Source organism: Streptomyces aureus, assembly GCF_000725495.1.
In the GTDB taxonomy this organism is placed as follows: domain Bacteria; phylum Actinomycetota; class Actinomycetes; order Streptomycetales; family Streptomycetaceae; genus Streptomyces; species Streptomyces aureus_B.
Genome location: NZ_JNZD01000021.1, coordinates 254,726 through 281,275, shown reverse-complemented (window position 1 = coordinate 281,275; position 26,550 = coordinate 254,726). Strand labels below are relative to the sequence as shown.

Genomic DNA, 26,550 nt, shown 5'->3' with positions numbered 1-26,550 from the left:
CAGCACAGCCACCGAAGGCTCCGCAGGCGTGTCCCTGGTTGCGACTCGGGGAAGTTCCCGGCCGCCTGTGGGTCGTCGCCGCCAGGTCTCATGAATCGTTGCCGTACAGGCCCCTTGTACGGCAACAGCGCCGCCGTCTCAGTCCGGGTTGAGCGGGGGTTGCAGGTGGACCGCCCAGGTGTGCAGGACGGGGATGTCCGGCAGAAAGATGCTGATCACGATCATGCCCGTGCTGAGTACGTTGGCAGGGTGTCGTGATGCGGTAGCCGTAACCAGAGCCAGCACAAAGAAGGCATACACCGGGGCCGCGTCGGAGCCGCGCGGAGTAGGACCAACGCCCGCCCGGCCGGCGTTGAAGATTTTCTCGGCATCCGATGTCACACAGAGCGTGGGTTCCTGCACTAAGCAATAGCCCAGCTGAAGTTGGTGGGCGTGCGCTTCACTGGATGTGCAGGAAGGAGAGGCGGATGGAGGCCTCGTTGACGACCGCTGGCTTATGCGCGGTGGCGTATGCAGCGCGCTGCCTCATGGCGTGGTTTCGTACCCGCCGGGATGCGGGCACCGCCATTTCTCAGCACCTTGCCGGAGCACGGATGGTCAAAGCCCTCCCGACGGGGAGCCGCGTACGGATGCGCTCTGCTGCTGGAGATGAGGTCGTGATCGAAGTAGGCAAGCAAGGCTTCCAGCGAGTACAGGGGCCACACGGTGGATGACATCTCCCCACCGGCCGTCAGGTCGGCCTCGGCGCGTATCGAAACCGTGCTTGGGCCGCAGTCCTTTGCCGATGTTTACAGGGCTGAGATGCCATTACTGGCCCGGTTCGTGATGAAACACGGTGCGAGTCCGCAGGAGGCTGCGGATGCCGCCCATGAGGCCTTCGTCCAAGCCTACGAAGTATGGGGCAACATCCGCTATCCATCACGGTGGCTGCGCACGGTGGCCAGTCGAGTCTTTTTCCGGGCGAAGCTGCGCGAAGACCTTCCTGGTGAGCTTCCCTCGTCCCGTACCGAGTTTCATCTACCCAGCAACATCGAGTTGAGTGATCAGGAGCGCGAGGTCTATGGCGCTCTCGTCGAACTGCCACCTCGGCAGCGGCAGGTGATGGCGTGGTACTACGACTGGTACACAGTGCCGGAGATCGCCGAGGTACTCAAGATCACGGAAGATGCAGTACGCCAGAACCTATGCCGAGCCCGGGCCGCGCTCAAGGCTCGCCAAAGCCAGCGAGGAGGTGCCTGATGAGCGAGTACCGCGAAGTGTTCATCGACGATGACGACCCTGAGCTGGACTCTTGGCTGAAGGTTGTTGACCAGGCAGTATTGTCTTCGCTGAAGGACGGCATGGACCTTTCCTCTGGTTTGGCTGCGATCACCGGGCAGAAAGGCGCTGCTGTGGAAGGGCCTCGGTCGCAGCCAACGCCTGTGCAGCAAGCCAACCCGCGGACCGCATACTCGCCGCCTCCCCAGGGCGCCGCTCGCCCCGAGGGAGAGGGATGGATCAAGGGAACGGTCAAATGGTTCAACGCGGAGAAGGGGTACGGCTTCATCGCAGTCGAAGGCGGTGCAGACGTCTTCGTTCACCACGCTGCTCTCGGAGACGGAATCAGGTCGCTGGAGGAAGGCGAACCCGTCTGGTTCCGTTTGAACATGCGCAAGCCCGGGAGTAGCAGGGAAGATCCTATTGAGGTGGTCAAGGTTCTGCGTGGGCTCTGACATCTCCGCTTACGCACGGCCGCAGTGATACTGCCGGCCTGGACGAGGGCTGCGGCCGTGCCGGGTCGGGCGGAGCATCAGAATGCCACGGAATCGCGGGCGCAGCGGGAGGCTGAACGGCGGGCCCGTCGTGACCTCGAGGCCAAGGAGCAGGGGCACGGCGCGTGAGCCAGCCCGACCCTCAGCAGTTCGTGCCTTTGAGCTGCAGCTTCTGCTGCATGCGGCGGACCTGCTCGACGACGATGCTCAGTTTGACGACTACGGCCCGCTCTGCGCGGCTGGCGGGCTGGTCAATACGCAAGCGGTCGCCCGAAAATGGCACAACTAAGTGCATCGAATGACAGTCCAGGCCTTGGGCGGGTACAAACAAGCCAACAATGTGAAGCGCCTGTGGATGGGAACTCAAGTTCTAATTCAGTCCGTGATCCGGTCCCGGACTTTGCAGGCTCGAATAACTGCCGATCAGATCGTGGTTACACGGGGAACCTCAGCGGCTGTACGGGCGGATCCCTCGACAGGGACGGTGTGGCGGCGAGAATGGGAGACCACGTCACGCAAGGGGGCAGCGCGTGTCAGCGTATCTGCGGCAGGGTGGCAACCGGTCTCGTGGTTGGCTGAGGTATCTGACGGCGGTGGGGGCCGGTGGCGGCGCTGTGGCGCTCTCGGTCATGTGGACTTCAGGTCCGTTGGCCGCCGGTATCGGTGCGGCCGTCACAACTGTCTACACCGTTGTGACAGATCATGTGCGGCCGCAGCAAGGCGAGCCGAGGGATGCCGCGCTGCTGCGCAGTGCGGCGGGCCGTATTCCTCGGGTCGATCAGGTGGACCGTCCTGAGCTGGCCGGTGTGCACCCCGCAGAGGGACACCCTGATCACCAGGCGGCGCCGCCCTACGTCGAGCGTGATGCCGAGCCTTTGCTGCGGCAGGCCGTGCGGGAGAGCGGTTTCGTCCTCATCGTCGGTGAGTCGACCGCGGGCAAGACCCGTCTGGCGTATGAGGTTACGCACTCGTGTTTTCCTCGTCATGCGTTTGTCCGCCCCTTGACCAGGCCGGCGCTCGCGCATGCTGTCAAGGTCGCCCGGCGTCGTCGCCGTGCTGTTCTGTGGCTGGACGATCTCGAGAACTATCTGGGTGCGGACGGGGTGACGGCGTCCGAGCTGGCTGAGCTGCTTCAGGGCCGGCCCGGACGGATCGTGGTCCTGGCGACGATGCGGTCGCAGGAATTCCGCCGTTACGACGCCCGAGAAGAGAGCCGGCTGACAGGGTCGGACCGGGACGCCTGGCGGGTGCAGCGCGAAGTACTCCACATGGCCGCGATGGTCCGGCTGGAACGTCGCTGGTCCACGGCAGAGCAGCAGCGTGCTGCCGCACACCGGAGGGATCCGCGGATCAGGCTGGCCCTGGGTAGCTGTGACCGGTTTGGGCTCGCAGAAGTCGTCGCGGCAGGGCCGGAGTTGCTGGCGGCATGGGAGAACGCTTGGGCGCCGGGGACCAATCCGCGGGGCGCGGCGATCGTCGCGGCAGCCGTCGACTGCCGCAGATCAGGGTTGCGGCGGCCTGCGAGCAGGCAGTGGCTCCAGGACTTCCATCTGCCCTACCTGGCCGAGCGTGGCGGGCCGGACCTGCAGCCCGAGCCGTTTGCCGAGGCGATGCAATGGGCGTGCACGGCCGCATACGCCACCAGCGGACTGCTGATCGGCAACTACAGCCAGGGCTACATCGCCTTCGACTACCTGTTGAACGCTCCACGGCTGCCTCCGGTGCCGGACCATCTGTGGGAGGCGCTCTTATCCCGCGTGGAGGCAGCCGATGCGTACGACATGGGGCTTCTCGCCCATCAGGCAAGTCAGCTGTCACGGGCGACAGCAGCCCTGGATCGGGCCCGGGCGGGTGGCGCGGCAGGAGCAGATTTCCTCCTGGCGACAGTAGTCGGTGACCGCGGCCGGCCACGCGAGGCGGCCAGGCGCCTCGAAGGCGTCGTACGGCGCAGGCGGGCCCAGTTGGGCCCGCGTCACCCCGACACGCTGGCTTCCTTGCATCAATGGGCGTTCTTCACGGGGGAAGCTGGTGATGTACAGACAGCCGCGAACGCATTCGGTGACCTGGTCACCGACACGATCGCGGCGCTGGGCCCCGAGCACACCGACACGCTGGCCGCCCGGCACCAACAGGCCTACTTCACCGGGGAAGCCGGGGACACGCAATCCGCTGTCCATCAGCTCAGGACCCTCCTTGAGGACAGGGCAAGACTGGAGGGCCCCGACCACCCCCAAGTCCTTGCCGTCCGGCGCAGCCTCATCTGGTTCTCCGGCATAAACGCAGACCTCGCAGACGCCGAACAACAGGTGCGCCAGCTCATAGACGATGCCATGCGAACGCTCGGGCCAGATGACCCTCACGTGCTGGCCGTACGCAGTACCCAGGCGGACTTCGCCGCCCGGGCAGGCCGGACCCGCGAAGCGACCGTTCTCTTCACACAGTTGGTGGCTGAACGCAGCAGGATCCTCGGGCACGACCACCCTCATGCCCTTCACAGCCGCCTACAACGAGCTCAAGGACTGATCAGCACGGGCCGCGGAGAGCAGGCGCAGCAGGAGCTGGTACAGATCATCGACGACGCGCAGCGTGTACTGGAGCCCGGTCACCGCCATCTGGCCCTCGCGCACCGCCTACTCGACCAGCTGCAGCCGCAGTGAACCGCAAGCCCCTGCAGCCAGGCTTCAGCTGCTAACCCACTCCGACTACTTGTGGACGAAACAGCACGGGGGCCTCCTCGGCCTGCTCGACCACGTCCCGCCGCTCGCCCGGGTCGCCGCCACGCGGTGAAAGGCCGGAACCAACTAACCGAACAGCAACTGTCCAGCGCGCCCGCCTGTGGGGCATCCCCCACGACAGGGCTGCAAACCAAACGCCAAACGGATATTCAGCGCACCACATGCCGATGCCAGCCAGCTCTCCACAACCGCAGGGCGGCGCTCGCTGGACCGCCGTGGGCGCGGCACGCCACTAGGGTCGCGGACGAGGGCACGGACAAGTCTGCTGCTTCGGGGCCTGCGGGTTCACGGCGCGGGCCTCCCGCGGCCTCGCAGGCGGCAGATCTCCTGGGCGGCCGAGCTGGTCGTGGGGACTGAGCAGGCCGTGGTCACGGTGGAGCTGGGCGAACTGACTCCGGCCACAAACCGTGAGTGGGGTGGCTTGATGCAAGGCGTGCCGGTAGTCATGAGGAGCGGCAACGTCGCTTCAGGGGGACTTCCCACAGCCGACGCTCACGGCTCACAACGGCACCGGCCAGGTCACCCTCGCCCGCAACCCGGTCCACCGGCCACGTCACTCTTAGGCCTTGTCATTCCAAGGCGTTTCCTTCGGACCGCCGTGCGGCATCCGTTCGTGATCCCGAGCAGCACGCTCAGCGCACATCCACGATCTTCGGACCGTGTTCCCGGACCGAATAAAGATCGACACCGGTCGGGGGCGCGAGGGCGCGGCCGGTGGTCGAGACTCTCGATGGCCGTCGGCATACCGGCGTGTTGCACGTGGCTGGCCTCAGTCGTGCCGGCGTTGCTGCCACAACGGCATCATGCTCGCACGCGCCTCCTGCGGTGCCGGTGTGCGCTCGAAGGTCATCGGGTGCGTGCGGTGGACGCAGTCGACGCCGTAGCGGTGCAGCAGCTCCAGATCACGGTCGGCGGGGCGGTCCGGGAAGAGCGCCGACAGACGTATCGCCGGGTCGGGGGTGTGGGGGGCGTAGTCCAACAGCTGTGCCAGGGCCTCCCGCACGAACCGGCGGCTGCTGGCGCGTTTGGCCTCCACGACCTCGCTGCCGTCCGGCAGGGCCAGATGGAGGTCGGTGATCCCGGCCGGGGTGCGCAGTCGCTTCGGCCGGTCGAGGCCCAGGAAGCCGACGTACTCCTGCACCAGGAAAGCCTCCGTGCGGTGGACGACCAGTTCGCGCTCCTGGAGCCGGTACCGGGTGCTCGGCGTGCCCAGAACCTCGCCGTCGACAATGTCGGTGTGGGTGCGCAGGGCGCGGGCGAGGGGTTCCTGCAGGTTGCCGTCGTCGCGAGCCTCGGTCTGTGTCTCGATGCCCAGGCCGTCCAGGACGGTGGCGGCCTTCTCGGGGTCCAGGATGCGCAGGCCCATGAAGTTGTCGCCGGCGTTGAATCCGGGGAGGTCCCAGATCTCGGTGTAGGGGATCTCGACAGGGGTGAACGACAGGAGGCTGTAGACGTTGTGCCAGCTGCCGTTGTCCTCGTCGGCACCCCACATGCTGTCCGCGAAGGCCGCGTTGCGAAAGAGCGCGCCGATCTCGCCGATGCCGCGCACATGGTTCAGGCCGGTGAACAGGACGACGTCTCCGGGGCCCAGGCGCTCCATCTTCCGGTCCTGACGGCCCGTCGCCCCCCCCCAGAACCGGGCGGATCCACCGGGGCGGAACCCCTGCAGTTGCTCGCGCTGCGAGGGGGTCAGAAGAGGTGCGCGCACGGTGTGGGTGAAGTCGACGACGTGGTCGAGGGTGTCGCGCCAGTGACGGCGGGCTGCGGGATTGCCGTAGGACGGTTGGATGACAACGAGCGGCACGCGAACCTCCGGTACATGACGGCGTATCCGATCAAGGATGTCATCCGGCGTCGGCAGGCGTCCGCGTGGTCGTCCGGTCATGCCGGACAGCTGCCTTCCGGCCGATGGTGTCCGCATGGGGGCATTTGGCGTGCGGTTGATGCGGACGGGGCCGTCGGATCGCGACTCGCTCCGGGCCATCGCGGCCGATTCGTTGTCGTCGAGAAGCGCGTGAGGGTGTTGGCCTCCGGTTCCAGCGGTGCCTGCGGGTGCGGCGCTGGGTACCGGGTGGGCGGTCGTGCTCTGTTCGGCAGGTGCGCAGCCGCTCACATCGCGGGTCGCCGTCCCACGCACCCGAACACATTCGGCGCCGGCCCCGGATGGATTGCAGCATTCCCGGTCGGATCTGTCTGCGACCGGGGAACCGTCGGTCGACTTCTTCCGGATTCCGCCAATCCGCCTTCCAGGCACCGCAGTTCAAGGGATTCCGAGAATGCTCGGTGGACTTCGAATTTTGTGAACCCGGCTACGAAGTCCGTCTCATTATGCAAATTTGAGACCGGCCGGAGTGGTCCGGCTCGACGTGAGCGAGTGCTTCTCAGTAAAGGCAAAGGGTGATGAACTTCGCAATATTCGCATATGGTTCCAGTTCGCCATCGATCCGAAATAATACTCAACTGTGAGCCAATAATGACCGCCCGCCACAAGAGCGCCTGCCAGGGGTGATTGAACCCCTCACGCAGGTCCCGTCTGACATCGGTGGCCGTTGTCAAGAGTCCTTGCTCGGATCGAATCGGCATGGTTAGGGTGTGCTCCGATGGGAAACCAGCCACTTCACGGCCGGTTCCGTAAGCCCGGGGGGGCCGTCGCACATATAGAGCCGCACTGCGCTTTTCTGTCGCCATGTCAGCGATACGGAAAGCCTTTCGAGTCGAGCCTTCCGACGGGTTTTCACGTCCGGCATCGAAGGCTGTCTTTCCCATGCGATCGGGGTATTTTCTTTCATGTCTGATTTCGAGCCCGAGGCGAACGGCGTCGTCAAGGTCGTCGAGGAACTGTCGCAACGGGTTCTCAACGTCTACCGGGCCGATCCCGGCCACGTCCTGGAGCACGCCAACAACGAACGGCGCATCACCCAGGGCGGCTACGGCGAACGCCAGATCTACGAGCTCGTCCAGAACGGCGCGGACGAGAACATGGAGCGCCAGCCCGGCGCCGTGGGCACGATCCACGTCCTTCTCACCGCCACACACCTGTACTGCGCCAACACCGGCACACCGATGACCCCGGGCGGCGCCGACACGATCCTGCGCATGGCCGTGTCGCGGAAGCGCACCGGGAAGATCGGACGCTTCGGGGTCGGCGTCAAGTCGGTGCTGAGCGTGTCGGACACCCCCCGCTTCTACAGTGCGTCCGGCTCGTTCGGCTTCGACAAAAACTGGTCTGCCCGTGTCATCCGGGAGACGGTCCCGGACCTCTCCGGGCTCGATCCCACCCCGGTGCTGCGAATGGCGCAGCCGCTGGACCTGGAGGCGGAGCGTCGGCGTGACGAGCGGCTCGACGCGCTGATGACGTGGGCGTCGACGACGGTGGTGCTTCCGCTGCACGAGGGGGCCGCGGACCGGCTGGGGCGGGACATCGTCAACTTCCCCGCGCATTTCATGCTCTTCTCGCCCCACGTGGACCGCCTGGTCCTGGAGGACGCTCGCGGCGGCCACGAGGTGTGCCGGGAGATCACACAGGAGACGCAGGGGGTCGAGCACCGTGTCGTGGAGCAGCGCGACGGCGCTCCACGCAGCAACGAGCGCTGGTTCGTCTTCAGCATCGACCACGAACCCAGTGCGAGCGCCGCACGGACGGCGGGAGAGCTGCACGATCGGCCTGTCGTCACCATCTCGTGGGCGGTCCCCGACAAGGGGGTCCCGCAGCGCGCGAAGCGCGGGACGTTCTGGGCCTACTTCCCGACCAACTACGACACGACTTTGACCGGCCTTCTCAACGCGCCGTGGAAGACCCCCGAGGATCGCCAGAATCTGACCAAGAGCGATTTCAACGAGGAGTTGGTGACCAGGGCCGCGCAGCTCGTGGTCGACTCGATCCCCGATCTGTACGAGGAGAAGGACCCGGGGGCCTTCTTGACCCTGCTCACGGCGCGTGGTCGTGAGGCCTCCCAGTGGGGCGACGAGATGCTCAGCCAAAAGGTGCTGCAGGCGGCCGCCCGTCGCCCCTCCCTGCCGGACCAGGACGGGATTCTGCGGCTCCCGGAAAAGCTGCGGCTGCATCCGGAGAATCTCGCGCCTGCATGGCTCGAACGATGGGCATCCCACCCGGGGCGTCCCAAGAACTGGTGCCATCACAGTGTGGAGGGGCGCGACCGACGATCGAGGGCCAGGGACATCCTCGACCAGGCCGGTGTCGTCGCGTCCCCGCTGCGCAACTGGCTGGAGGCACTGGTCTCGGATCGCAGTGTGGAAGGCGTCAGGTGCGCGCTGGCGCTGGCGGCCTCCGTCGTCAAGACCGGCAATGCGGCTCAGGCGACCGAGGCGCGAAGCGCGAAGATCCTGCTCACCGAGGGCGGCGCCTTTCGTTCCCCGTCCGAGGGCACGGTGTTTCGTCGGCACGACGACGTGCGGCTCGCCCACGAGACGACGCAGTACCTGCACGACGCCGTCGGGCAGGACCCCGAGACGGTCAACGCGTTGCGGATCCTGGGGGTGGAGGAGGCCAACGCGGCCGGACGTCTGCGGGCTGCCGTCACAGCGGGCTTCGACCGGTACCGGAACAACGACTGGGAGGACTTCTGGACGCTGACACGCGCCGTCGAGCGCGACGAGGTGGTCGAGGTCGTCAAGAAGCGCCACCCGACACCGCAGGGGGTGCTCAAGGTGCGCACCGCCGCCGGCCAGTTCCGCTTCGTGCGCGACTGCATCCTGCCGGGACCCGTCGTGCCCGAGGACGGAATACGCGATGCCGCGGTTCTGATCGACCCGGCCTTCCACGCGCCCGACACGGACGTGCTCGAGGCGCTCGGCGCGGTGGATCGTCCGGTGCCCCGGATGAACCCTCGCTCGGATTCCTGGTTCGACGACTACAGCGCGGTCATGTACAACCAGTTCTGCGCTGCTCTTCCGCCCCACGGTTCCCGTCCTCGGCCGTCCTCCGTGAGCCTGATGGGTCAAGACCCCGCCGGTCCCCTGCACCTCCTGACGGAGCTGTCCGCGGAAGGCAAGGCCGCCTTCGCGCGGGAGCTGCCCGACCCCGGGCTCGTGCCCGATTGGCGATGCTCGCGAACCACCGGTCAGGGCGGCGAACTGCGCGTCGAGTCGCCTCTGATCTGGATGCTCCGCGAGCAGGGCATGCTGGCCACCTCGTTGGGCGTGAGGCGGCCGAATGCCGCGGTGAGCCCCGAGCTGGACGTGGACGACACGCTTCTGCCCGTCGCCGAGGTCGCCGTCGCCCACGCACGTGCGCTGCGGCTGCCCTCCACGGTCAAGAACGTTCCCGCCGCCTTGTGGAGCGAACTGGCTCTGCGTGCGGATGCGGGCACCGACATCGGATTCGTCGGAAGCGCCTACGCGTTTCTCGCGGGTTCGGGCCCCTTGGACAACCTCGGGGACGAGACACGCCTGTTCCGGTGCAAGGTGGGCGAGGACTGGGCATCGAAGCGGCGCGAGAGCATCGCCGTCACCTTCGAGCAGGACCAGTTCGAGGTGCTGCTGCGTGAGCGTGTACCGGCGCTCCTCGTCCCCGGCGAGGCCGACGCCCAACTTCTCATCGACCGGTTCCGTTTCCGCAACCCGTCCGATCTTCTGGTGGAGGAGATCCACTGGGTGCCGCTCACCGAACCGGTGTCCCTGACGGACGCCTTTCCTCGGCTGCGTCAGGTGCTTCCTCGAGGAACGGCCTGGAAACTGGCGCACTGCTCCGAGCTGGTCAGGATCGTCCGTGGCCCCGAGGGCAGACGGGAGCACGCGCTGACCGAGACGCTCGACGGATACACGGTGCTGCTGTGTGGCGAGCGTGACGACGAGTCGACCCTGGGGGCCGTCGATCGGCTCCTGGGACTGCGGTTGGGAGCCGAGGGGTGTCGGGATCTCCTGCGCCAGCAGGCGCGGGACCGGGACGACAAGAGGTTGGTGATGGTCCGCCAGGAGACCGATCCGATCAGAAAGCTGTTGCTGGCCATCGGCGAGGACCGGCTGACGGCCGAGCTGCCGCCGGGACTGGCGTCGGCGGACGCGCAACTGCGTGGCATCCCGGTCGACGGTCTGCGAGCGGCCGAGCTGCTGATCGCCGCTCACGGGGATGACATCCTGCGTTTCCTGGCACCTGCGCTCGCCGACGCGGGCTTCGATGTGCCGCGAATCTGGAGGAGCGGTTCGGCGGCACAACGTTTCGTGCGCACCTACGGCTTCCCGCAGGCGTGGGCCGGCGACCCGCAGACCCCCAGCAGCCCCGAGCCGTACGAGACGGTCCCGGGCCCGCGCAAGCCGCTGAAGCTGCACCCGTACCAGGAAGCGCTCGTGCAGCGCATGTACGAGCACCTCGCCCAGGGCGAGGAGAAGCGGGCCATGCTGCAGATCCCCACCGGGTCGGGCAAGACCCGGATCGCCGCCGAGGCCGGTGTCCGCGCGCTGCGCGAGGGCCTGCTCGACGGCCCGATCCTGTGGATCTCCCAGAGCCAGGAGCTGGCCGAGCAGGCCATCGAGACCTGGGCCTACGTCTGGCAGACCGTGGGAACGGACCAGCCGCTGCGCATCACCCGTCTGTGGGGCGGCATCCCGGACGCCGTTCCCGTCGTCGACGGGCCGCAGGTGGTCGTCGCCATCGACGACACGGCCGTCAAGCGGCTCCCCAAGGAGGACTACGCCTGGCTGCGTGAGTGCGCCCTCGTCATCGTCGACGAGGCTCACTTCGCCGTGCCGAAGACCTACACACGGCTCCTGGACGCCCTGGGCATCGACCAGTACCGGACCTCGCGCCACCTGATCGGTCTGACGGCCACCGCCTTTCGCGGGGACAACGACGACGAGACACGGACGCTGGTCTCCCGTTTCGGCCGCAAGCGCCTGGACTACGGGGTGTTCGAAAACGACGACGCCTACGGACACCTGCAGGCCTTGAAGGTCCTGGCCAAGGTCGAGCACGAGGAACTCCTCGGCGGCTCCTACACGCTGACGGCCCAGCAGGTGGCCGAGACGCGCAGCACGAACGCGATGACGCTGCCGGCCGAGGTCGTCGCCCGCCTCGCCCAGGACGTCGAACGCACCCAGCGCATCGTCGACAGGATCGGGGAACTGCCCCCCGACTGGCCGATCCTGGTCTTCGCCACCTCGGTGGAGCACGCCCAGGTTCTTGCCGCGCTGCTGCAGGATCGTGGTATCACGGCGGCCTCGATCGACGGGGGGACGCCGCCGAGCATCAGGCGGCGCCGCATCGCCGCGTTCAAGGACAAGAGGATCAGGGTCCTGACCAACTACCGGGTGCTGACGCAGGGGTTCGACGCCCCTGCCGTGCGGGCCGTCGTGGTCGCCCGCCCCACGTTCAGCCCCAACACCTACATCCAGATGATCGGCCGGGGGCTGCGCGGCGAGCTCAACGGGGGCAAGGAGTCCTGCCGGATCCTCAACGTGGCCGACAACATCGAGAACTTCGGTCGTGGACTTGCCTACACCCGCATGGAGCACCTGTGGCGCAGGGCGGACCGGTGACCGGATCCATGACCGGCACGGTGGAACTCACCGACGCTCAGCGTCACGTCGTCCAGGAGCCTGCGCACTGCAAGGCGCTGGTCACCGCGGGCGCCGGAACCGGCAAGACCTTCACGCTGGTCAGGCGGATCGAGCACCTGGTCTCGGAAGGTCTCGCGGGTGGGGACCTCCTCGTGCTGACCTTCTCGCGCGCCGCCTCGGCCGAGGTCCGCGATCGCCTGCACCTGTTGGGCGGCAGGTCCCGGCACGTGCGCGTGTCGACGTTCGACGCCTGGGCTCTGAGTCTGCTGCGTGAGGCGGCGCACGACGAGAACTGGCACGCCCGCTCCTTCGACGACCGCATCGGTGCGGCCATCGAACTCGTTGAGGACGAGAGCCGCGCACCGCAGTCGCTCGACACGGTCCGGCACGTCGTCGTCGACGAGGTCCAAGACCTGGTCGGTGATCGACGACGACTCGTGCAGGCCTTCCTGGAGGCCTACGAGTGCGGATTCACCGTGGTCGGCGACCCCGCCCAGGCCATCTACGGATTCCAGGTCAAGGATCCCGAGGAACGGGCGGGCGAGACGGGCATGTTCTTCTCCTGGCTGCGCGGGCGGTTCGCGGGCGAGCTCGTGGAATGCACTCTGGAGGAGAATTTCCGAGCCGCTTCCGACGAGGCCGCCTGTGCCCGCCCCTACGAGGCCGCGGTGCGTACCTGCTCCACGCGTGCGCAGGCCGACGCGGTGCACGAGCAGCTGCGCACGGAGTTGGCCTCGAGGATGGACTTCGGCGACCTGCAGGTTCCCTACGTGCGCGCCTCGCTGTGCGAGGCAAACCTCAGCACTGGCGTCCTGTGCTCCACCAATGGCGACGCGCTGCTGATCTCGCGATGGTTGGCGGATCTGGGTATCGATCATCGTGTCCGCAGAGGTGCAGAGGATCATGCCGTGCCCGGGTGGGTGGCCCAGGTCGTGTCCCGGCTGGCCGATACCGTTTCGATCTCTCAGGACCGGTTCGTCGAAGCGTGGCAGGCTCTGGCGCAAGCGCCCGATCCCGACCAGGGCCGCAGCGCGTGGCAGCTGCTCCTGCGGGCGGCGGGCGACCGCAACGGGCGAGTCGTGGAGCCGGGGCGGCTGCGTGAAGCCGTCGCCCGCGGGAATCTGCCGGACGCTCTGGTGGCACCGCGCGAGGGCGGGCTGGTCGTCTCCACGTTCCATCGGGCCAAGGGGCTGGAGTTCGATCGGGTGCTCGTCGTCGACCCGGGCCCGTTGGAGGACGAGCACGAGCGGGTGGACGCCGACCGCTGCGACGCCGCCCGGGCCCTCTACGTCGCGATGACCCGTGCCCGCCACGAGCTGTATCGCTTGCAGCCGCCCGAGGAGCACCTCGCCCGTCGTCGCGGTTTCCGGCTGGTACGCAAGGTCAAGGGCACGCAGCGATGGGGACGCTTCGGCTACAAGGCGAGCCGGCGGCTGGGGCTTTCGTTGCTGGGTGGGGACGTCCATCGTGGCCACCCCGCAGGACTCGAGCACGTCGCCCGCGACCCGCGGCAGATTCAGGAGTACCTGGCGGCCGAGGTCCTTCCTGGTGACGAGGTGCTCTGGACGCGGCTGGACGACGTGCCTGCTGCCCACGAGAGCCGAACGGCGCCCGGTTACGCCCTTGTGCACGACGAACAGATCGTCGCTGTCGCCTCCGAAGCCTTCCGCCGCGACCTCTACCGCTTCATGCAGCAATGGCCCGCGCATCGGCCGACGGCCTGGCCCGGCCGCATCACCGGAACGCGGATCGACCTCGTCGAGACCGTCGCCGGCGAGGACGCGGCGGCCGTCCGCGCCGGTCTGGGCTCCTGCGGGCTCTGGCTCGCGCCGCGGCCGATGGGAATAGGCCGGTTCCACTACGACCGCAAGGACGACGACGCATGACGGACGATCACACGCAGCACTACCGGTTGCGTGGTCAGTTGGCCCAGCAACTGAAGTCGGACCTGCTGGGCCCCCACGGCGAGCACCACCAGGACGTCGAGATCCTCGACGACTGGCCCGTCACCACCTACTCCACGGGGGTTCTGTTTCCCCGTGTCGTGGGCCCGGCGCAGCAAGAGCACCCCGAACCGGATCCGGACGCCGCGGTGCAGGACCTCGACGACGCCGACTCCACCGTGACGGTGGACGAGACCCCCGACGGGGGCATCGTGCTCGCAAGGGTCGCCCGCCCCTCGGCGACCGGTCTCACCTTCGCCGTCGACCCCGTGCGCGGCCGTCACGTCCTCGTAAACGCGTTCGCCGCCGTGTACGACCCGGTGGACGCCGCGGGCGAACCGGCCGTGCCCGAGCGAGCCGAACAGCGCAGCACCCGGCAACCCGACGTACGCTGGCGCCGCCGTCCCCTGCAGCTCACCGTCACGCCGGTGGATGTCCTGGACCCGCCCGACAAGGCTGTGGAACTCGCCAAGGGCCTGTCTCTGCATCTGCGGGTCCGTCCCCCTCTCGGACCCCACGGCACGATCTCCGTGACCACCACCTTGATGAACACCCACACCGTGGAGCAGCGGGAGATCAAGGACCCCAAGTGCTTCTTCCAGGTGGGACTGCGGATCACGGTCCCGGACGGAGTCCCGGCGCTGGTCGAGCGTCCCACCGTCCGTGATCTCGACGACGAGAGCCGGCTCTCGCTGCTCCTGCATCGTCATGCCCCGACCTTCGCCGTCGGCCACGGCTGTGCCGCGAACTGGTCCTGGTCCCCCTCACCGGTCGATCGACCCGAGCGGCACACCGCGCCCGCAGGAGTGGCCTGTGTGTGGACGGAGCACGTCCCCATGAGCGAGGTCCTCCTGTCCGACTCCAACTCCTCCGTCCCCATGGAAATCCTGGGGATGCAGCACCTCGCCCAGGCCCCGAAGCACGAGCTGATCGGTTCTCTTCGCAGCTTCGTCGCCCTGTACGGAGAGTGGATCAAGGAGCGGAGCGCGGACGCGGATCTCCTGAGCGAGGGGATCTACGGCGATCCCGCCTACCTGCGTGTTGCGCAGGAGCAGCTGGAGCACTGCCGCACCGCACAGCAGCGCATGAGCGCGGGAGTCGACCTCCTGGAACGCGATACCGATGCGTTGGAGGCGTTTCGGCTGGCCAACCGCGTCATGGCGGAGCAGCGCGGCAGAGGCCAGTGGATCAAACGGGAGCGGGCCGGTGCGCCCTCGCCCGAAGGCGCGTGGAGGCCGTTCCAGCTCGGGTTCGTTCTGCTGTGCCTGAACGGCACCGTGGACGCGGCCCACCCCGACCGGGACGTCGCCGACCTGCTGTGGTTCCCCACCGGTGGCGGCAAGACGGAGGCCTACCTCGGGTTGATCGCCTTCACCGTCTTCCATCGCCGTCTGCGCCACGGCGCGGCCGGGGCCGGCGTGAGCGTGCTCATGCGCTACACCCTGCGTCTGCTGACCCTTCAGCAGTTCGAACGAGCGGCCCTGCTGATCTGCGCGATGGAACGCGTGCGGGCCCAGCAACCTGAGCGGCTGGGGCAGGAGCAGATCTCCATCGGCATGTGGGTCGGCAAGGCCGCAACACCCAACAGACTCAAGAACGCCGACAAGGCGCTGAAGAAGCTGGCGGGAGGCGGGAAGCTCCAGGAGGAAAACCCCGTCCAGCTCAAGAACTGCCCCTGGTGCGGCACTCCCCTGCTGGTCCGCAACCATACGGTCGACCTGGTCGCCAAACGCATGGTCATACGGTGTGACGATCGGGCATGCGACTTCTCCGCCGGACTGCCGGTGCACGTCGTGGACACGGAGCTCTACCGGGTGCGGCCCACACTCGTGATCGCCACCGCCGACAAGTTCGCCCGCATCGCCTGGCGCGAGGACGTCGCGGCCCTCTTCAACCGGGACAAGGACCGGCTCTGGCAGAAGACTCCCCCGCCCGAGCTCGTCATCCAGGACGAACTGCACCTGATCTCCGGCCCGCTGGGAACCCTCGCCGGTCTCTACGAGGCGGCCGTGGACATCGCGTGCGCCCAACCGAAGATCATCGCCTCCACCGCGACGATCCGTCGCGCCCAGGAACAAGGACAGGCCCTTTTCGGCAGAGGCGTGGCGCAGTTCCCGCCGTCCGGCCTGGACGCCCGCGATTCGTGGTTCGCCGTCCAGGCACCCGCGGCGAGCAGGCCCTCGCGCTTCTATGTCGGCCTTCTCGCGCCCGGGCTCTCCCAGGCGACCCTCCTCATCCGCGCCTACGCATCCCTGCTCCACAACGCCCGGCACCTGCCGTGCCCGGACGAGGAGGTACGAGACGCCTACTGGACGCTGGTGGGGTACTTCAACAGCCTGCGCCTGCTCGGCGCCGCCGAGCTGCAGGTCAACGCCGACGTCAACGAACGACTGCGGACGCTCGCCGCGCGTGACGGGGTGGAGCCCCGGGAGGTCCTGCCGACCGAGATCACCAGCCGCGTTCCCTCCAGCGACCTTCCCGCGCTGCTCGGCGCCCTGGGGCGATCCCTGCGAACCGGGTCGGCGTTGGACGTGCCGCTGGCGACCAACATCATCTCCGTCGGTGTCGACTTCGACCGCCTGGGCCTGATGGCCGTGACGGGGCAGCCGCAGACCACGGCCGAATACATCCAGGCCACCAGTCGTGTCGGTCGTGCCCACCCCGGCCTCGTCGTCACCCTGTTCAACGCGGCACGATCCAGGGACCTGTCCCACTACGAGAACTTCGTCAGCTACCACTCGGCCCTCTACCGGCAGGTCGAGTCGACCAGCGTGACGCCGTTCGCCGCCCGCGCCCGCGATAAGGCCCTGCATGCCGCCTTCCTCGGACTCGCCCGCCTCCTGCATCCGGAGATCCGGGACAACACGGATGCCAAAGACGTGAACGAATTCGCCTCTCAACTGGACTCGACCCGCGAGCAGTTGGTCAAGCGCATCCGCCGCGTCTCGCCTGCCGAGGCCGACCACGCGGATGCGGAGATCCGCGTCTTCGTCGACCAGTGGCGTCAACTCGTCGAGACCAACGAAAAGCTGGAGTACGAGGCCGCCTTCACGTTCAAGGCCAACCCCCGCCGCCGGCCGGACCTCGCCCTGCTGCGCACCCACGAGGACCACGACCTCACCAAGGCCCGTCCCACCCTGTGGAGCCTGCGCGACGTCGATGTCGAGTCCCACCTGTACCTGGAGAGCTGACATGCCTCGCAGAAGCACCCCCGGCACCACTCCCCCCGACGACGAGCGCAAACGCCCCTCCGTGGGCTCTGTCCGGCGGGCTCAACAGATCACGACCTACGGCGTGGGTGGCCTGCTCGCCGTGGCCGACCAGTCCTACATCGTCAGCGGCCTGGACACCTGGGACGTCACGGGCGAACCCGACCTGCGAGACCAGCGCCTGGAACCGATGCTGCACGTCAACGGATTCAGAAGGCCGCCCGCGGCGCGCGTCGCCACCGGGCGTGGCGTGCGCGTGCGTCGTTTCCCCGACACCTACGCGTGCCCCCAATGCAAGGTGCTCAAGGCGTTCCGCGACCTGAGCGCGGCAGAGGGCGACAACCGTTGCGCGCACTGCGCGGCCCTGCTGACGCCGTCTCGCTTCATGGTGGCCTGCGAGGACGGGCATCTCGACGAGTTCCCCTACGAGGCCTGGGTCCACGCCGACCCGGAACGCAAGGACGCTCACCCCCGTACGTGCTCGCAGGCCGCCAGTGAGCTGACGTTGGAGACCGACGGTCGCACCGCCAGTCTCCGCAGCATCGTCATCAGCTGCAGCTGCGGGGAGAAGGCCTCGATGGAGGGGGCCTTCGGCAAGGCGGCTCTGCGCCGCCTGGGCCTAATGTGCCAAGGCACCCGCCCGTGGCTGGGCCGCGGCGCCACGGAGCGCGGATGCAAGCGTCCCCTGCGGACCCTCCAGCGCGGTTCCTCGGCAGCCTGGTTCGCCGACCTGCGCTCCGCCCTGTCGATCCCGCCGTGGCACACGGAACTGATGGAACTCGTCGAGGCGCACCGCAGACACCTCGTCGGCAAGAGCGACGAGCGCATCGCGGAGTTCGCACAGGACGAAGGCTGGCTGACACCCGGCGGATACTCCGCCTCCCAGGTACTGCGCACCGTCCGCACCCTGGAGAACGCAGTCCATCCCGAGCCCACGGAGGACGACGAGGACGAGATCCGGTTCGCCGCCGGCGAGCCCCTCCGGCAGGAGGAGTACGAGCAGCTTTCCAAGGTCACCGAGGACACCCCCGAGAACAAGCACTTCGTGTGCGAGCCCCCGAAGGATGCGCAGCGATCCGATGTCCCGGGCGTCGACCGGGTGATGTTGGTCAAACGTCTCCGCGAGGTTCGGGTCCTCACCGGCTTCACCCGCATCCGCCCTCCGCAAGGCTCGAAGGCCGATCGTGATCGCATCGGTCGCCTGAGCCGGAACACGGACCTCGGCTGGCTGCCAGCCGTCGACGTCGTCGGCGAGGGAGTCTTCCTCACCCTGGACCAGGAGCGGCTCCGCCGGTGGGAGGCGGCGGTGCTGGGTATCGACTCCAACCGGACCGACCGCATGCGAGCCGCGCACGCGGACCTGCTCCGGGAACAGGAGTGGGAGAATCCGCGCTCGCCGCTGACGTCACGCTTCGTCCTCCTGCACACCCTGGCGCACGCACTGATCAACGAGTGGAGCCTGGACTGCGGCTACCCTGCGGCGTCCCTGCGGGAACGGCTCTACGTCGACGACGACATGTGCGGGGTCCTTCTCTACACCGCGACCAGTGACTCCGCAGGAAGCCTGGGCGGCATCGTCGCGCGAGGAGAGGTCGCGGAGCTGTCGAGGAGCTTGTCGTTCGCCTTGGAACGTGCCACCTGGTGCTCGTGCGACCCTCTGTGCATGGAGGCCGACGCCAATGGTGTCGGTGGGCTCAACATGGCCGCCTGCCACGCTTGCGTCCTGCTGCCCGAGACGAGCTGCGAAATGAACAACACGTTCCTCGATCGTGCGCACCTCGTCGGAACACCTGCCAAGGACTTCCCCGGATATTTCGCTTGAGCCGTCCCAACACAGCGTGCTCCCGGACAGACATTGCCCGCGGGGTGCGCGATGTCCCATCGGTCATGGCGTCGGCGAACGCGACGTCGAACCGGTGGGACTGGCCAGGCTCGCCATGGTCCGACTCGATCTTCGCGGGCCTCACTCGAACGCCACGCTCCAGACGGATTCCGGTGCCCAGCAGAGCGCGGACGTGTCGATCGGATACGCATGGACCGAACGTGACACGTCTGCGAGCATGCTGCGCCTGGCCCAGCCACCGAGGACGACTGCAGGTCGCCGAGCGTCCCGGGGCTGGGGCGCGGCTGCCGGGTCAACCGGTGAGGTTGCGCGTGTAGAAGGAGAAGCGAGCCAGTTTGGGGCACCACTGCTGGTACACGGCGGTATCCATGATCGCGGGCGGGCTGGTGGTCATCTGCTCGATCAGGTCGGCCACTTGGGCTCCTGCAGGAACATCTGCGGGGAGATCGCGCAACGCTTCGGTGATCTTGCTGGTGCGGCCAGGCGGCGGGTTTCTGCGGGCTGCTCCGACGGATGGTCAGGATTCCGGTGTTGGCGATGGCGCCGTCCCCGGTCACGGTCGCGTTCCCGGTATTCGTGGCCTGTGCCGACACCGGCGTCCCCTCACCGCTCGGGGCGGGTCCCCGGTACCCGGACACCGCGGTGCCGCCGTCCTGCGCATGGGCGTCGCCGGTGTCCCGAGCGCTCACCGGGCTCGGCGCGACCGAGGGCTCCTTGGTCGGCTGGTCGGGAGTGTCGGGGAGGTCAGCTGTAGTCGACACCAGTACTCGCCTTGCTGTTCGTGCCGTCGGCGGTGGCGTCCCCGGTGTGCTCCGCAGTCGCGGACCCCGATCCGGTCCCCCCGGGGCGCACGACGCCGGTGCTCGCGGCGGCGCCGTTGGTGGCCTTGGCGGTGCCGGTGGCGAACGCGACGTCCACCGGTCCTGCGGCCTGCACCGCGGCGAGGGCCTGCGCCAAGGCCGCGGTGAAGTCATGGTCCGTCTCGGCGGCCTCTTCCAGGGCCAGGATCAGGCGCTGGCGGGTACGCTCGCTCGGCTCCCGTTCCCCTTCTCCTGCGTCTGCTTCCTCCCGGGCCCGTTCCAGTGCCGGATCGGTCCCGAGTTTCGCGCTGACAAGCCCGTGCAGGCGGTCCATGCCCGCGTCCAGGCCCCGGTCGATCTCCGCGTCCGCGCGGCCCGCCACCCGCCTGGCCTTGCCCACCAGCCACGCGCACACGTACCCGACCGCGATCTCCACACCCGGAACCACGAGACCCCCGTCGACACCGGCCGACACTCTGCGCCAACCGTACCCACAACAACCCACCCAAACCCCCCAGTTGCTACAGAACGCCACGACAGCAAGGCGCAGCCTCGCAGCAGCACGGAGGCGCTGCGGGTCCGTCATGGGCGACGTGCCACGGCCCCGCCTGGCCAGCCGGGGCTGTTCGGGACGAACTCAACGAGGCTCCACACCGCCATCCCAAGGACTTCTGACCGCGGAATGTCTCGCCGCTCTCGATCCTGGACCTGTTCCGGGCGAACTTCCGATCGGCTGCCGGCAGGTTCCTGGACCCGCAGATGGGGTGCCGCCAGCCGTCCGTCACCTTCGTGATGACCTTGCCCTTGTCGTAGTCCCTGATGCAGGCAGGGCAGGTGCCCGGGAACGGCCCCGCGCCGAGCGGCGCGGCAGCGGCACCGCCTTCTTCGCCGCTGGCTTCCCGCCACGCGCCACAGTGGAACGAGTTATTGGGCCCTCGTGTAGCTGAGGGAATTTGAGGCCGAGTACGGGACCGAGTTACGGACCAGTCTGCCGTCGCTCTTGAGGCTAACGACTGAACGGACCCCCGGTTTACAGACGGGAGACGTACCGGAGGTGACGATGCTGGGGCCGATCTCCAGTCGGTTCCGACCTGCGCTGGGCGGTGCTGTCAGGGCGGCCATGAATACACAGTGGTAGTTGCTTCCATCGGCAGTGACGATCAGCACGTCGTCGCCGATGCCCCCCTGCGTGATGACCATGGTCCTGGTGTGCTCGCCACTCTCGTTGCTGACGGTGGCGGTCCAAGTGCCAAGGAAGGTATCAGGCACGACTCCCTCTGTTACGGGAGTGGGCGAGGTCTTGTCGCTGCTGGCGGATGGCGTGGGGGAAGGCTCGTCGCTCCCCACGGGGGACGAGGGGGTCTGCCGATGCACCAAGGGGTGGAGTTGATAGCCGAACACAGTGAAGAAGATGGCGAAGACTGCGGCCATCGCGGCCAGCGCAAAAACGTGGCGTGGACGGCGCGGCTGCGCAGGGGTGTCGCTCGTGTCGATCACCATGGGCGATGCGGGATTGAGGACCACCGTAAGCCAGTCCGATGCGTCCGGCTGGGGGTCGTCATAGTGCACGAGCTCAAGGCCCGTGGCTGTGCCCTTCCAGGCCTGCGGCGGCGGGGCTGTGTGGATGGACCGACGTGTGATGTCGCCGGTTGGGCGGCGGATTTCCCAGATCCTCGAGCTTGCCGCTGAGCTCCCGGCCGGATGGGATGTCCCGGCTGCTGCCGCTGTCGTGGTGGGCTGGGAGGAGTAGGAACGGATGCCGATGACGGCGGCTGCGGCCCGGCGCGCCACGCCGAGTTCAAGGGCAGGGGTCAGCACGGTGGTCCGGGTGTTGAGTGCCGTGCCGCCGATGACGGCGGCTGCGGACCGCCGCAGCAGGCTGAGCCGCCTCATCCGGGACCGTCCTGGTCCGTGGACGGCCTGCGCGCCCTGACCGGCTGACGGGAGGAACGCGGAGGGGGCGGACTGTCCGCCGACGGCAAGGGTGTGTCGGCACCAGTGCCCTGTGCCGACGGGCTGTCACGCCTGCCGTGCAGGTCGTGTCCTGGGCTGGTGCCTGATTCGGCAGCCGGCTGTGCGACGCCCGCAGGCAACGGAACAGCTCCGTCCCCGAGAATCACCTCGGCCAGGCGGGAGTTCTTGAGCTGGACGAGAACCAGGGGTGCGGAGGCTCCGGCGGCAAACACCGCAAAGCTCCCAGTGACCTGCCCCGACGCCCCCAGCACTCCGGCGACCAGGGCTCCCAGAAACGAGTGCACCACGGCAGCGATGGATTCGCCGCCGACGTCGTAAAACGCCCCGAACGCGGGCGGCCCGTCCGCGCTGGGATCAGGAGCATGCCGGTACTGCTGACGCCCGTTCAACCATTCGGTCATGCAGTCGTAGGCGTGCATGATCCCGCGTACCGCGCCGCCTGCGGCGCCGAGCAGCAGTGTCGCAGTATTCACGGTGACTCAGCCTATACAGGAGGACTTCAGCGATTCTCCGCAAAGCCTACGGACTCGGTCACTCCAGCGCGGGCCGTTCACCGAAAACGCCCGCCTACAACGGCGGCGGCCTGGCCGGACAGGTGGCACCGCTCGCCCTCTGGCACGGGACGTTGGGCAAGAGTCTGTGAGTCCGTCAAGGAGAGCTGCTCGACCCGCCACCCCCTGAGACATCGCTCGGGTCGTGCTGTATCAGGACCATCGGCTCACCGCCCTTCAGCTGCTGCCAGATAGACACCAGCGCCACGAACTGGGCGATGAGGAAAGCCAACTGAACCGAGGCAGTGCGCCACTGATACACGGACAGCAGCAGTCCGGCCTTGTTGGGCCAGTAGTGCCCTTCCCACCGGAAGGTGTCAATGTCCATGGCGACCGCGGTCAGAGTCAGGACCAGCAAGGTGAGGCTGAGATTGAGCGCCCACGTACTGAAGGATTGGTCGACGATCTCGGTACCGATCCACTGCACAAGGACGGGAGCCGTGTACACGAGTGACAGAGCGATCGCACGCACCGGTCCCCGCCGGCCGGGCAGAACCCTCCAGAGGGCGCCAAGCATGAAGCCCGCGCCCACCCAGGTGACCTCGTCGGTGATCACGGAGGCCATCAACTCGGCGAACCCGAAGGGCTGCGTGAACGTGTCGTTCCACAGTGACCCCCTCAGCTGTTCGGCCCAGAGCGAGACCACATCGGCCGGCAGAGCGAAAAGCGCGGCAAAGTACGCGGCTCGGCGGGCATTTCCCCACCAGGTAGCGCGCGGCCCCCAGGCCAGTGCCAACTCCACCGGACCGACACCCGACGGCAGTCTTACCCATGAGGGTCCCGACTGGGACGGGTACGGCAGGCGGTGCAGACGATCTAGCTCCTGTTCGATCCGCGCCCGGTCACCATCCTGCTGGCCCTGTTCTAACCGGCGTAGCTGTGCATGGAGTTCACGGTGCCGCCGGGCGTTCCTGTGTAGTCGTCGCCGCGAGGACTCTCTGATCTCCTTGTGCAGGGGGTGACCAGGCCGCAGCGGCCGGTGGAGTACTGCTCGCTTCCTGCCGTAGGCGAGCAGCGCCGTTATGGCAAGCCACAGCGCGAGCAGGCTCGGCAGAGGGAAGGGAACACCAGCATAGATCCCGACGACCGGCGTAACCACGACGGTGAAGAACAGCCTCAGGCTCAGTTCCTCCGAAGCCGACGGAAACGCGGCCGCGCGGCCGCGCGCAACGGCACGGGCGCGCAGCACGGCCACAATCGCCACGGACGGACCCCACCACCAGAAGTGGCTACCGAAGAACCAGTCCAGCCAGTTCGAGGGGAACATGCGGAAGTCGTCGAAGACGGAGGACACATGCCATGGCTCGTAGAGCGCTTCGGCGTGCCGGCTCAGCCAGCTTTGCTGCAGCCACCGGTTCTCCGCCGACCACAAGCTCGCGGTGGCCACCGCGGCCGCTACCAGCAGGAGCACGCCGAGTACTGAGTGCGGGAAGCGCCCCTGCGGGGAAACGGCTGCCGGGGCGTCGCAAGAACGTAAGAGCCGCAGCAGGGAGGCGGTGGCGCCCACCAGCCAGATCAGTACGAGGCAGGCACAGGCGGCTGCGTAGGTGTACATGCCGCCCGCCTCACGGAACGGCTCGACCTGGTCGTCGTCCCAGTTGAGCACCAGTTGGCCGGGCAGGGTGAGCCATCCGGGACGCAACACCACCACCGTGACGTAGCTGGCGGCGGCCGTGACGGCGGCGACGGCCATCCGCCCGGGTCGGCCGAACGCACACAGGCACAGCCCGGTCGCAAGCGTGAGGGCGAGATGGAGGGCGACCCTGTGCCTGTCGGTCCAGAACACGGCCGTTGAGTCGTTGGCGAGGTGGGCCAGTAACGGGTCGTCGAAGTAGCAGACGACCGTGAGGGCGAACATCAGACAGCCGAAGTTCCGCAGATTGCGGACCGTGCGCCGCTCAGCTCTGCCCGGTGGTGAGGCGCCGGGGTCTCGCCGCAGTGCGCGCACCACGAACAGGAGGAGGGCGAGGACCAGGAGGTCCCACGGCAGCCAGGCGGCCGGGTAGACCAGATAGCCCGGGTCCTCGTTCCACCAGGTGGCCAAGGCCTTGGCGGCCGGCGGTTGCAGGGTGATTCGCACAGCGGGCGGTGCGCCACCGGCCTTCTTGGCGGTTCGTGCGCCACCAACCTTCAATGTCGGGCGTGAGCCATCGGCTGTCTTCCCGATCCAGACCAGCATGGCGTCGGATCCGGTGGTCGGTGCCGGGGAGACCCTGCGGGCCGGCCGTCCGCCGAGGTCGACACTCACCCTCTGCCACCAGGACCGGCTTAAGGCTTGCGGAGGCAGCAGTTCCAAGGTCCACAGCCGCTTTCCCTCGGTCATCCTCCACACGCCGAAATCGTGCTGCTGACGATTGTTGACCCACGTGGTGACGCGCTGCTCGACGCTCACCCACTTCTTCTGCACGGTGATCCGGGGTGGCCGCGGACGCCCCTCGGTGTCCCGGTACGGAAACGGGTCGTCAACTTCGCGCAATAGGCACCGCATAGCCGAGCGGTAGCGTTCCGTGTCCCCGTTCAGCAGCAAGGCTTCCGACAGACGCCAGGATCTGGGCACAGTGACGCTGAGACGGCCCTCGGCCTTGGTGTAGTCCTCGCCTGAGTGCGTCATACGCACCGACGCGGTGACCCGCGCCGACACCAACTGCCCGGAGAAGCACGCGTCGTCCGCCGCGCGAGCGACGCCACCAACAGATGTGAACGAGAAGAACAACGCGAACGCCACCACTATGGGCACCAAAAAAAGACGCGCCCGCAGCCCCCGACTCAACCCGCCCCCCGGCACCGATCCCGCGCCCCCACGCGCCCTCGCCCCGCCGCACACGCGGGGAATACCCCGATCCATACCCAGACCATGCGGTCCCCCACCGCGCCGGACCCGCTTTGTTCAAGGGGGAATCACCGCGCGGACGGGGCACCTGCAGCCAGGGCCGAAGAGCTGCGCAAGATGCCGACCGAAGCATCCGAAGTCCGCTTGGCCGGGCGGTCAGGGCCTACGGCTCCCCCGGCGCGCAACACCCGTGAGCACGCCCGGTCCCCGGCCGCGTCCCGCCGCCCTTCCTTCTCCTTCACTCAGCCAAAGGCGAAAGCGGTCGCAACGGGGACGTCAGAGCCCCGACCACACCCGCAAGAGGGAGATGCCCTGCACGGACTCCGTGACGTGGGCGATCCTCCCGCAAGAGAAGTCGCAAGAGATCTCGCAGGAGTTGGCGCAAGAGATGTTGCCGTGAGGCGTACCCGAGATGGGGACCATCCCCGCGGGTGCGGGGAGCAGACTGTCTGACCTGCGAAGCCACCTGGCCAGCAGAGCTTTTCCATTGACTTTCACTGATTCCGGCAAGCCTGATAGCGATGAGGCGAGAGCTCGCCCCCTGGGGATGGATCATGCGGGCCACAGGCTGACACGCTCGGGTCAGCCTTCTAGGTGAAGCTCCTGCTGGTCCAAGCGGATGCTGAGCTGGCTGCCCAGCTCGCGAAACCCCAGTGCCCGCGCAACGTTACGGGAGGCCATCGGACGGGCACGCCACTGCGGGAGCAGACCGTCGGTGAGTGCCTGCGCCACCGCCGCAGAAGCGACCTGCCGCGCCGGCCCGCGGCCTCTTTCCCCGGCGCGGTGAGCACGCACAGATGGGCGGCTGCCGCAGGCCAGCGCGCCCCGGCCTCCGTCCTGTCCGGCTTCTTCCTTCTTTCTGCCGTGGCGGTCGCAGGGTGCTCTGTGCGGGATGCCAGGCCCCCGACCACGCCCGGCAACGCATGGTGGCGGGCACGGATCCGGGAAGATCGTCCGGACTCGCGCAAGAGACACTGCAAGAGATGACCCAGGACAAGGTGCAGAAGTAGCCGCAGGGGCCGAAGTGGTTACCGGGGGCAGGTGCGCCAGCCGAGGCCGTCGCCGGGCAGAGTGCCGTGCTGCTCCAGGTTGCGCAGGTGGTAGATCACCGCCGACGCACCGCTCAGCCCCAGCACCACACTCAGCTCCCGACTGCGCAGCCCCGGGGGGTTACGTCATCGAGCTGCGCAACGCCCGGGAGAGCGTGCGCAGTCGAGTCAGGCCGGGGCCGCTGCGCATGTCGGCCGAGCTTCCTGATCTTCTCCTGCGCAGCTGTCTCTGGCGTACTGCGTGGGTGTCTGTCGCGCTCGGTCGGCTTCCGTCCGCGCATCGGTTTCCGGGCCCTGTGACCGGGCGGGAGGTGATCGCACGATGGTTGCCGGTCCGGCCGGCGTGCGCC

14 protein-coding genes and 1 pseudogene are annotated in these 26,550 nt (G+C 67.8%); 7 read left to right on the top strand and 8 right to left on the bottom strand.

The features are described from left to right. Window positions 1-138 precede the first annotated feature (138 nt). Window positions 139-402 carry a hypothetical protein gene (locus IO36_RS46990; protein WP_158997511.1) on the bottom strand — a complete coding sequence of 88 codons (264 nt, stop codon included), beginning with the start codon at window positions 400-402 and terminating at the stop codon, window positions 139-141. A gap of 303 nt (window positions 403-705) precedes the next feature. On the opposite strand from IO36_RS46990, the gene IO36_RS44865 reads away from it, so the two are divergent. Next, window positions 706-1,239 carry an RNA polymerase sigma factor gene (locus IO36_RS44865; protein ID WP_078943423.1) on the top strand — a complete coding sequence of 178 codons (534 nt, stop codon included), beginning with the start codon at window positions 706-708 and terminating at the stop codon, window positions 1,237-1,239. A 257-nt stretch (window positions 1,240-1,496) separates the two neighbouring features. Then, window positions 1,497-1,712, top strand: a complete 216-nt coding sequence (locus IO36_RS48365; protein WP_037623236.1) for a cold-shock protein — start codon at window positions 1,497-1,499, stop codon at window positions 1,710-1,712. 181 nt (window positions 1,713-1,893) lie between these two features. On the opposite strand, the gene IO36_RS46985 is transcribed toward IO36_RS48365, so the two are convergent. Next, window positions 1,894-2,046: a hypothetical protein gene (locus tag IO36_RS46985; protein ID WP_158997509.1), complete on the bottom strand. Its 153-nt coding sequence runs from the start codon at window positions 2,044-2,046 to the stop codon at window positions 1,894-1,896. 235 nt (window positions 2,047-2,281) lie between these two features. Here IO36_RS46985 and IO36_RS43345 point away from each other — a divergent pair, with 235 nt between their 5' ends. Beyond that, entirely contained in the window at window positions 2,282-4,408 is a 2,127-nt protein-coding gene (locus IO36_RS43345; RefSeq protein ID WP_158997506.1) for a tetratricopeptide repeat protein, read from the top strand. An 847-nt stretch (window positions 4,409-5,255) separates the two neighbouring features. On the opposite strand, the gene IO36_RS43340 is transcribed toward IO36_RS43345, so the two are convergent. Beyond that, entirely contained in the window at window positions 5,256-6,290 is a 1,035-nt protein-coding gene (locus tag IO36_RS43340) for a hypothetical protein (protein ID WP_209441264.1), read from the bottom strand. Between the two features lie 983 nt (window positions 6,291-7,273). Here IO36_RS43340 and IO36_RS25215 point away from each other — a divergent pair. The 4 genes from IO36_RS25215 to drmB are packed head-to-tail and all read left to right on the top strand — an operon-like array spanning window position 7,274 to window position 18,975. Then, window positions 7,274-11,980, top strand: coding sequence for a helicase-related protein (locus tag IO36_RS25215; protein ID WP_037623141.1), 4,707 nt, complete (start codon window positions 7,274-7,276; stop codon window positions 11,978-11,980). Next, a complete protein-coding gene (locus IO36_RS25210) occupies window positions 11,959-13,887 on the top strand; it encodes an ATP-dependent helicase (RefSeq protein ID WP_051900930.1) in 1,929 nt (642 codons plus the stop codon). Before IO36_RS25215 ends, IO36_RS25210 begins: the two co-directional genes overlap by 22 nt. After that, a complete protein-coding gene (locus IO36_RS25205) occupies window positions 13,884-17,135 on the top strand; it encodes a helicase-related protein (protein ID WP_037623140.1) in 3,252 nt (1,083 codons plus the stop codon). The genes IO36_RS25210 and IO36_RS25205 overlap by 4 nt, the downstream gene beginning before the upstream one ends. Window position 17,136: 1 nt before the next feature. Further along, complete coding sequence (gene drmB, locus IO36_RS25200; RefSeq protein WP_078943422.1) at window positions 17,137-18,975, top strand: DUF1998 domain-containing protein; 1,839 nt, start codon at window positions 17,137-17,139, stop codon at window positions 18,973-18,975. A 313-nt stretch (window positions 18,976-19,288) separates the two neighbouring features. Here drmB and IO36_RS49005 read toward each other — a convergent pair whose 3' ends face one another. The 5 genes and pseudogenes from IO36_RS49005 to IO36_RS48360 all read right to left on the bottom strand — a co-directional run. Continuing rightward, window positions 19,289-19,411: a hypothetical protein gene (locus IO36_RS49005; RefSeq protein ID WP_280923751.1), complete on the bottom strand. Its 123-nt coding sequence runs from the start codon at window positions 19,409-19,411 to the stop codon at window positions 19,289-19,291. 329 nt (window positions 19,412-19,740) lie between these two features. Continuing rightward, the gene (locus IO36_RS43335) at window positions 19,741-20,271 is read right to left on the bottom strand and encodes a hypothetical protein (protein ID WP_051900929.1); all 531 of its coding nucleotides are present in this window, start codon (window positions 20,269-20,271) and stop codon (window positions 19,741-19,743) included. Between the two features lie 449 nt (window positions 20,272-20,720). Continuing rightward, window positions 20,721-21,689 carry a hypothetical protein gene (locus IO36_RS25190; RefSeq protein WP_037623139.1) on the bottom strand — a complete coding sequence of 323 codons (969 nt, stop codon included), beginning with the start codon at window positions 21,687-21,689 and terminating at the stop codon, window positions 20,721-20,723. Between the two features lie 729 nt (window positions 21,690-22,418). Continuing rightward, a complete protein-coding gene (locus tag IO36_RS25185) occupies window positions 22,419-25,049 on the bottom strand; it encodes a DUF6185 family protein (RefSeq protein ID WP_245173478.1) in 2,631 nt (876 codons plus the stop codon). A 684-nt stretch (window positions 25,050-25,733) separates the two neighbouring features. Next, window positions 25,734-25,969 (bottom strand): annotated as a pseudogene (locus IO36_RS48360) (GNAT family N-acetyltransferase); the annotation flags it as partial. Between the last annotated feature and the right edge of the window lie 581 nt (window positions 25,970-26,550).

Excerpts from the sequence above, each read along its gene's own strand:
- IO36_RS25190 (WP_037623139.1), bottom strand. The coding sequence starts at position 21,689 with ATGAGGCGGCTCAGCCTGCTGCGGCGGTCCGCAGCCGCCGTCATCGGC.
- IO36_RS46985 (WP_158997509.1), bottom strand. The coding sequence starts at position 2,046 with ATGCACTTAGTTGTGCCATTTTCGGGCGACCGCTTGCGTATTGACCAG.
- IO36_RS25215 (WP_037623141.1), top strand. The coding sequence starts at position 7,274 with ATGTCTGATTTCGAGCCCGAGGCGAACGGCGTCGTCAAGGTCGTCGAG.
- IO36_RS25205 (WP_037623140.1), top strand. The coding sequence starts at position 13,884 with ATGACGGACGATCACACGCAGCACTACCGGTTGCGTGGTCAGTTGGCC.
- drmB (WP_078943422.1), top strand. The coding sequence starts at position 17,137 with ATGCCTCGCAGAAGCACCCCCGGCACCACTCCCCCCGACGACGAGCGC.